This is a genomic window from Pseudomonas sp. NPDC086112 (assembly GCF_044746425.1).
Taxonomy (GTDB): Bacteria; Pseudomonadota; Gammaproteobacteria; order Pseudomonadales; family Pseudomonadaceae; genus Aquipseudomonas.
Map to the genome: position 1 here is coordinate 117387 of NZ_JBIVCD010000014.1, position 6289 is coordinate 123675.

The 6289-nt window shown below is 61.6% G+C and carries 7 protein-coding genes and 1 pseudogene; 6 read left to right on the forward strand and 2 right to left on the reverse strand.

The features are described from left to right. Positions 1–60: 60 nt before the first annotated feature. The 6 genes from tusD to ACIPLA_RS13145 all read left to right on the forward strand — a co-directional run bounded on the left by tusD (position 61) and on the right by ACIPLA_RS13145 (position 3529). Entirely contained in the window at positions 61–453 is a 393-nt protein-coding gene (gene tusD / locus ACIPLA_RS13120; RefSeq protein ID WP_218394454.1) for a sulfurtransferase complex subunit TusD, read from the forward strand. 1 nt (position 454) lies between these two features. Further along, on the forward strand, positions 455–817 hold the full coding sequence (gene tusC / locus ACIPLA_RS13125; protein ID WP_192342638.1) for a sulfurtransferase complex subunit TusC: 363 nt from the start codon (positions 455–457) through the stop codon (positions 815–817). Continuing rightward, positions 817–1110 carry a sulfurtransferase complex subunit TusB gene (tusB, locus tag ACIPLA_RS13130; protein ID WP_192342637.1) on the forward strand — a complete coding sequence of 98 codons (294 nt, stop codon included), beginning with the start codon at positions 817–819 and terminating at the stop codon, positions 1108–1110. Before tusC ends, tusB begins: the two co-directional genes overlap by 1 nt. Beyond that, positions 1107–1442, forward strand: a complete 336-nt coding sequence (locus ACIPLA_RS13135; RefSeq protein WP_095631532.1) for a TusE/DsrC/DsvC family sulfur relay protein — start codon at positions 1107–1109, stop codon at positions 1440–1442. Before tusB ends, ACIPLA_RS13135 begins: the two co-directional genes overlap by 4 nt. Further along, on the forward strand, positions 1439–2440 hold the full coding sequence (locus ACIPLA_RS13140; protein WP_192342636.1) for a glycosyl transferase family protein: 1002 nt from the start codon (positions 1439–1441) through the stop codon (positions 2438–2440). Before ACIPLA_RS13135 ends, ACIPLA_RS13140 begins: the two co-directional genes overlap by 4 nt. Before the next feature lie 90 nt (positions 2441–2530). Continuing rightward, positions 2531–3529 (forward strand): glutathione S-transferase family protein, encoded by a 999-nt coding sequence (locus tag ACIPLA_RS13145; protein WP_401173436.1) that lies wholly within the window; start codon positions 2531–2533, stop codon positions 3527–3529. A 106-nt stretch (positions 3530–3635) separates the two neighbouring features. Here ACIPLA_RS13145 and cysG read toward each other — a convergent pair whose 3' ends face one another. Together cysG and serS are read right to left on the reverse strand one after the other, a co-directional pair. Beyond that, on the reverse strand, positions 3636–5030 hold the full coding sequence (gene cysG, locus ACIPLA_RS13150) for a siroheme synthase CysG (protein ID WP_401173438.1): 1395 nt from the start codon (positions 5028–5030) through the stop codon (positions 3636–3638). Beyond that, a pseudogene (gene serS / locus ACIPLA_RS13155) lies at positions 5031–6289 on the reverse strand (serine--tRNA ligase); the annotation flags it as partial.

Below are 6289 nucleotides of genomic sequence, written 5' to 3' on the forward strand. Positions count from 1 at the left end.
CCTTCGCCGCCCCGCCGATAAAGCTTTATCATGGGCGCAGTTTTGCTGATCGAGCCCATCATGAAATTCGCCATTGCGCTGTTTTCCGCCGCCCATGCACCCTCCTCGCGCCGTGCCTTGCTGTTCGCCCAGGCCGCGCTGGCCGGCGGGCATGAGATTGTCCGGCTGTTTTTCTATCAGGATGGCGTCTACAACGCGTCCGGCAGCGTGGTCACGCCTCAGGACGAGCAGGATTTGCCCAAGCAATGGCACAACTTTGTCACCGAGCATCAACTCGATGGCGTGGTCTGCATCGCCGCCGCCCTGCGCCGTGGGGTGTTGAACGAGGAAGAAGCCCAGCGCTATCAGCGTGAAGCGATAGCGGTGGGTGCGCCGTGGGAATTGTCCGGTCTCGGCCAGTTGCATGACGCGGTGCAGGACGCTGACCGTTTGATCTGTTTCGGAGGCACGTGAGATGGCTAAATCCTTGCTGATTATCAGCCGTCAGGCGCCGTGGTCCGGGCCGAATGCGCGTGAAGCGCTGGACATCGTGCTGGCCGGCGGTGCCTTCGATCTGCCGATCGGCCTGCTGTTTCTCGATGACGGCGTGTTCCAGCTCGCCAATGAACAGAACGCCAAAGCCCTGCAACAGAAAGACCTGAGCGCCAACCTGCAAGCCTTGCCGATGTTTGGCGTCGAAGACCTGTTCGTCTGCGGCGAAAGCGCCGCGACCCGTGGCCTGGACCCTGAAAACCTGTCACTTGAAGAAGCCCAGGTGCTGACCGCCCAGGAAATCACCGCCCTTATTGACCGTTACGACCAGGTGATCACCCTCTGATGTCGACTTTGCATGTGTTGTCTCATTCCCCTTTCGGCGACGACCGCCTGAGCAGTTGCCTGCGCGTGATCGGCGTCGACGATGCGCTTTTGCTGAGTGGCGATGCGGCTTATGCCTTGCAGCCAGGCACCGCGCCATTCAGCGCGCTGCACGCCCGCGGCCTGAAGTTGTTCGTACTGGCCGAAGATGCTCAAGCACGGGCGTTGCAAATCCCGGACTGGGCCGAGGCCATCGACTACCCGGCCTTCGTCGAACTGTCGATTCACTACGACAAGGTCAACAGTTGGCTATGAAATCCCTGACGGTCGGCGCCCGCGCCATTGAACTGGACAAGGACGGTTTCCTGGTCGAACTGAGCGACTGGTCTGCCGAGGTGGCCGTCGCCCTCGCCGCTGCCGAAGACATCGAGTTGAGCCCGGAACACTGGGAGATCCTCGAACTGCTGCGCAGTTTCTACGACGAATTCCAGCTGTCCCCGGCGACCCGCCCGCTGATCAAGTACACCGCATTGAAACTCGGCCCCGACAAGGGCAACAGCCTGCACCTGAACCGACTGTTCAAAGGCACCCCTGCCAAACTCGCCGCGAAACTGGCGGGCCTGCCCAAACCGACGAATTGCTTATGACCGACTATCCAGCACTGACCCTCGAAACGCCCGCCGAGCACCCGTTCGCCCAGTTCGTGCGGATTCTTGGCAAGGGCAAACGCGGTGCCCGCAACCTGACCCGCGAAGAAGCCCGCGAGGCCATGGGCCTGTTGCTCGACGACAAGGTCGAGGACACCCAGCTCGGCGCGTTCCTGATGCTGTTGCGGCACAAGGAAGAAAGCGCCGAGGAAATGGCCGGGTTCGCCGAAGCCGTGCGTGAACGCCTGAATCCGCCAGCGCTGGCGGTTGATCTGGACTGGCCGACGTATGCCGGCAAGAAGCGTCACTTACCGTGGTACCTGCTGGCGGCCAAGTGCCTGGCGCAGAACGGCGTGCGCATCTTCATGCATGGCGGCGGCGCGCACACGGCCGGTCGGCTGTACAGCGAACAACTGCTCGAGACGCTGAACATTCCACTGTGCCGCAACTGGCAGCAGGTCGGCGCAGCGCTCGATCAGGGCAGTCTGGCGTTCATGCCATTGGTGGACTGGGCCCCGCAACTTCAGCGAATGATCGACCTGCGCAACACTTTGGGCCTGCGCTCGCCGATCCATTCCCTGGCGCGGATTCTTAATCCGTTGGGCGCCCGTTGCGGCCTGCAGAGCATTTTCCACCCCGGCTATCAGGCCGTACATCGCGAGGCCAGCGGTTTGCTCGGCGACACTGCCATCGTGATCAAGGGCGATGGCGGTGAAATCGAGATTAACCCGGATGCCGACAGTCATCTGTATGGCACCACCGGCGGCGAAAGCTGGGATGAAGAGTGGCCGCAGATGTCGACCCAGCGCCACGTCAAACCGGCCAGCCTGGAACCGGAGCATTTGAAAGCCGTGTGGCGTGGCGACGTGGTCGACAGCTACCCGCAAATGGCGTTGATCTCGACCATGGCCCTGGCCTTGCGCGGCCTCGGTCAGCCCCGCGAGCTAGCGTTCGAAACCGCCCAGCAGTATTGGGACGCCCGGGATCGATCGATTTAACCGATCATAAACGCCCAACCTTTGCGCTTTTTGTTCGAACCTATGCGCATAGACTCCTCTCCAACGCTTATTGGTTGAGGAGTTTTGAACATGGGTTTGTTAGTCAAAGGCCGCTGGCAAGATCAGTGGTATGAAAGCAAGGACGGCACGTTCCAGCGTGAACAGGCGCAGCGTCGCCACTGGCTGACCGCCGACGGCAAGCCAGGCCCGACCGGTGTCGGTGGTTTTGCCGCCGAGGCCGGTCGCTATCATCTCTACGTCTCCCTCGCCTGCCCGTGGGCCCATCGCACGCTGATTCTGCGTAAGCTCAAAGGCCTGGAAAGCCTGATCGATGTGTCGGTGGTGAGCTTTCTGATGCTGGAGAACGGCTGGACCTTCGACAAGGCTCACGGCTCGACTGGCGACAAGCTTGGCGATCTGAAATTTCTGCACCAGCGCTACACCACCGATACCGCCGACTACACCGGTCGCGTCACGGTGCCAGTGCTCTGGGACAAGCAGACAAATCGCATCGTCAACAATGAATCGGCGGAGATCATCCGCATGTTCAACAGCGCGTTCGATGATTTGACCGGCAACGACCTGGATTTCTACCCGGCCCCCTTGCGAAACGAAATCGACGCCATGAACGAGCGGATTTATCCAGCGGTGAACAACGGCGTCTATCGCGCCGGGTTCGCCACCTCGCAGCAGGCTTATGAAGAAGCGTTCGATGAATTGTTTGCTGAGCTGGATCGGCTGGAACAGCTGCTGGACGCGAATCGTTACCTGACGGGTGAATACCTGACCGAAGCCGACATCAGGCTATTCACCACCCTGATTCGTTTTGATGCAGTGTATTACGGCCACTTCAAATGCAATCTGCGACGGATTGCCGATTACCCGAATCTGTCGAACTGGCTACGGGAGATTTATCAGTGGCCGGGGATAGCCGAAACGGTGAGTTTTGAGCACATCAAGAATCACTACTACGGCAGCCACAAGACCATCAATCCGACCGGGATCGTGCCTAAAGGGCCGGCGCAGGACTTCACTGCGGCTCATGATCGGGGGCGGTTGAGCGGGAAAGGGGTTTGGCGCAAGGCCTGAGGTTTGTGCAAGATTTGAGGGCCTCTTCGCGGGCAAGCCTCGCTCCTACGGTTTTCCATTAACCCTGTAGGAGCGAGGCTTGCCCGCGAATGGGGCGACTCGGTATTCAGACCTGCCCCTGAGCCCCTTCAAACCACGCCAGTTTCTCGCGCAGTTGCACCACTTCCCCGACGATCACCAGCGTCGGCGCATGTACTTCATGCTCCGCCACCAGCCGAGGAAGGTCGGCCAGGGTGCCGGTAAACACCCGCTGATTGACCGTGGTGCCTTGCTGGATCAACGCCGCCGGGGTATCGGCCGCGCGACCGTGCTTGATCAACTGCTCGCAGATGATCGGCAGGCCCACCAGCCCCATGTAAAACACCAGGGTTTGCGCCGGCGCGACCAGGTCAGCCCACGGCAAATCGGTGGAACCGTCCTTGAGGTGCCCGGTGACGAACCGCACCGACTGCGCGTAATCGCGGTGAGTCAGCGGAATCCCGGCATAGGCCGCGCAACCACTGGCTGCGGTAATGCCCGGGACGACCTGGAACGGAATGCCATGGGCCGCCAGCTCTTCGATCTCTTCGCCACCGCGCCCGAAAATGAACGGATCGCCGCCCTTCAACCGCACCACGCGCTTGCCGGCCTTGGCCAGATCCACCAGATGCTGGTTGATCTGTTCCTGAGGCACGGAGTGATCGGCGCGGCGCTTGCCGACGTAGACTCGCTCGGCATCGCGACGGCACAAATCCAGAATTGCCGGCGCCACCAGACGGTCATACAGCACCACATCGGCTTGCTGCATCAAACGCAAGGCGCGGAAGGTCAACAGGTCGGGGTCACCCGGCCCGGCGCCCACCAGATAAACCTCGCCGGTAGCGACAGGTGCTTCGCCATTGATTTTCGCCAGCATCAGGCGCTCGGCCTCGGCGCCCTGCCCGGCCAGTTGCCGGTCGGCAATCGGGCCCTGGAATACATCCTCCCAGAACGCCCGTCGCTGCTGCACATCCGGAAACAGACCTTTGACCTGAGTACGGAAGCGCGCCGCCAGACCGGCCAGTTGGCCATAGGTGGAAGGAATCCAGGTTTCCAGCTTGGCGCGAATCAACCGCGCCAGCACCGGCGCATCGCCGCCGCTGGAAACCGCGATGATCAATGGAGAACGGTCGACGATCGCCGGGAAGATCACGCTGCACAGGGCCGGCGCGTCCACCACGTTGACCGGCACGCAACGCCGATGAGCATCGGCGGAGACTTGCGCGTTCAGCGGTTCGTCGTCGGTGGCGGCGATGATCAGCCCGCAACCGTCCAGATCCGTTTCGGCGTAGCCACGCACCAGGCACTCGCCACCGCTGTCGACCACCAGCTCGCGCAGTTGCGGTTCGATTTGCGGTGCAACCACCCGCAGCAGCGCACCGGCTTCGGCCAGCAGGCGGGATTTGCGCAAGGCAATCTCCCCTCCGCCGACGACCAATACACGACTGCCGCGAAGGTTATGAAACAGCGGCAGATAGTCCATTTAACCGATGACCTCAAGGCCACCCATGTACGGCTTGAGCACCTCAGGCACACGGATCGAACCGTCGGCCTGCTGGTAGTTCTCGAGCACCGCCACCAGGGTACGACCGACCGCCAGGCCGGAACCGTTCAGGGTGTGAACCAGCTCAGGCTTGCCGGTTTCCGGGTTGCGGAAACGCGCTTGCATGCGGCGGGCCTGGAAATCGCCGCAGTTGGAGCACGACGAAATTTCGCGGTATTTGTCCTGGCTTGGAATCCACACCTCCAGATCGTAAGTCTTGACCGCGCTGAAGCCCATGTCGCCGGTGCACAGCGCCAGGGTGCGATAGGGCAGTTCCAGCAGTTGCAGGACTTTCTCGGCATTGGCGGTCAGGCCTTCCAGCGCTTCCATCGAGGTCGATGGTTCAACGATCTGCACCATCTCGACCTTGTCGAACTGGTGCTGACGGATCATGCCGCGAGTGTCGCGACCCGATGCACCGGCCTCGCTGCGGAAGCACGGTGTGTGGGCGACGAATTTGATCGGTAGCAGTTTCGAATCGACGATCTCGCCAGCGACGATGTTGGTCAGCGACACTTCAGCGGTCGGGATCAGGTACAGATCGGCTTCGCCTTCGCGGCTGATTTTGAACAGGTCTTCTTCGAATTTCGGCAGCTGACCGGTGCCCTGCAACGCAGGCGCCTGCACCAGGTACGGGGTGTAGGCCTCTTCGTAACCGTGTTCGTTAATGTGCAGGTTGATCATGAACTGCGCCAGCGCACGGTGCAGACGGGCGATCGGGCCGCGCAGCAGGGCGAAACGGGCGCCGGACAGCTTGGCGGCGGTTTCGAAGTCCAGCCAGCCGAACTTCTCGCCCAGGGCCACGTGGTCCTGAACCGGGAAATCGAAGGCCTTAGGCGTGCCCCAGCGGCGCACTTCAACGTTGCCTTCTTCGTCATCGCCGACCGGCACCGATTCGTGCGGCAGGTTCGGGATGCCCAGCAGGATCGAATCCAGCTCGGTCTGGATCGCGTCCAGCTCGAGTTTACCGGTGCTCAACTCCCCCGCCATGCGCTCGACGTCCGCCATCAACGGCGCGATGTCTTCGCCGCGCTGCTTGGCCTGACCGATGGACTTGGAGCGCGCGTTACGTTCAGCCTGCAGAGCTTCGGTGCGGGTCTGGACGGTCTTGCGCTGTTCTTCCAGCGCTTCGATGCTCGCAACATCCAGGGCAAAGCACGGGATGCCAGGCGGTCCGCTACGTCCTGAAGGTTGCTACG

Coding starts and splice junctions, on each gene's coding strand:
- tusD (WP_218394454.1), top strand. CDS start 61: ATGAAATTCGCCATTGCGCTGTTTTCCGCCGCCCATGCACCCTCCTCG.
- tusC (WP_192342638.1), top strand. CDS start 455: ATGGCTAAATCCTTGCTGATTATCAGCCGTCAGGCGCCGTGGTCCGGG.
- tusB (WP_192342637.1), top strand. CDS start 817: ATGTCGACTTTGCATGTGTTGTCTCATTCCCCTTTCGGCGACGACCGC.
- ACIPLA_RS13135 (WP_095631532.1), top strand. CDS start 1,107: ATGAAATCCCTGACGGTCGGCGCCCGCGCCATTGAACTGGACAAGGAC.
- ACIPLA_RS13140 (WP_192342636.1), top strand. CDS start 1,439: ATGACCGACTATCCAGCACTGACCCTCGAAACGCCCGCCGAGCACCCG.
- ACIPLA_RS13145 (WP_401173436.1), top strand. CDS start 2,531: ATGGGTTTGTTAGTCAAAGGCCGCTGGCAAGATCAGTGGTATGAAAGC.
- cysG (WP_401173438.1), bottom strand. CDS start 5,030: ATGGACTATCTGCCGCTGTTTCATAACCTTCGCGGCAGTCGTGTATTG.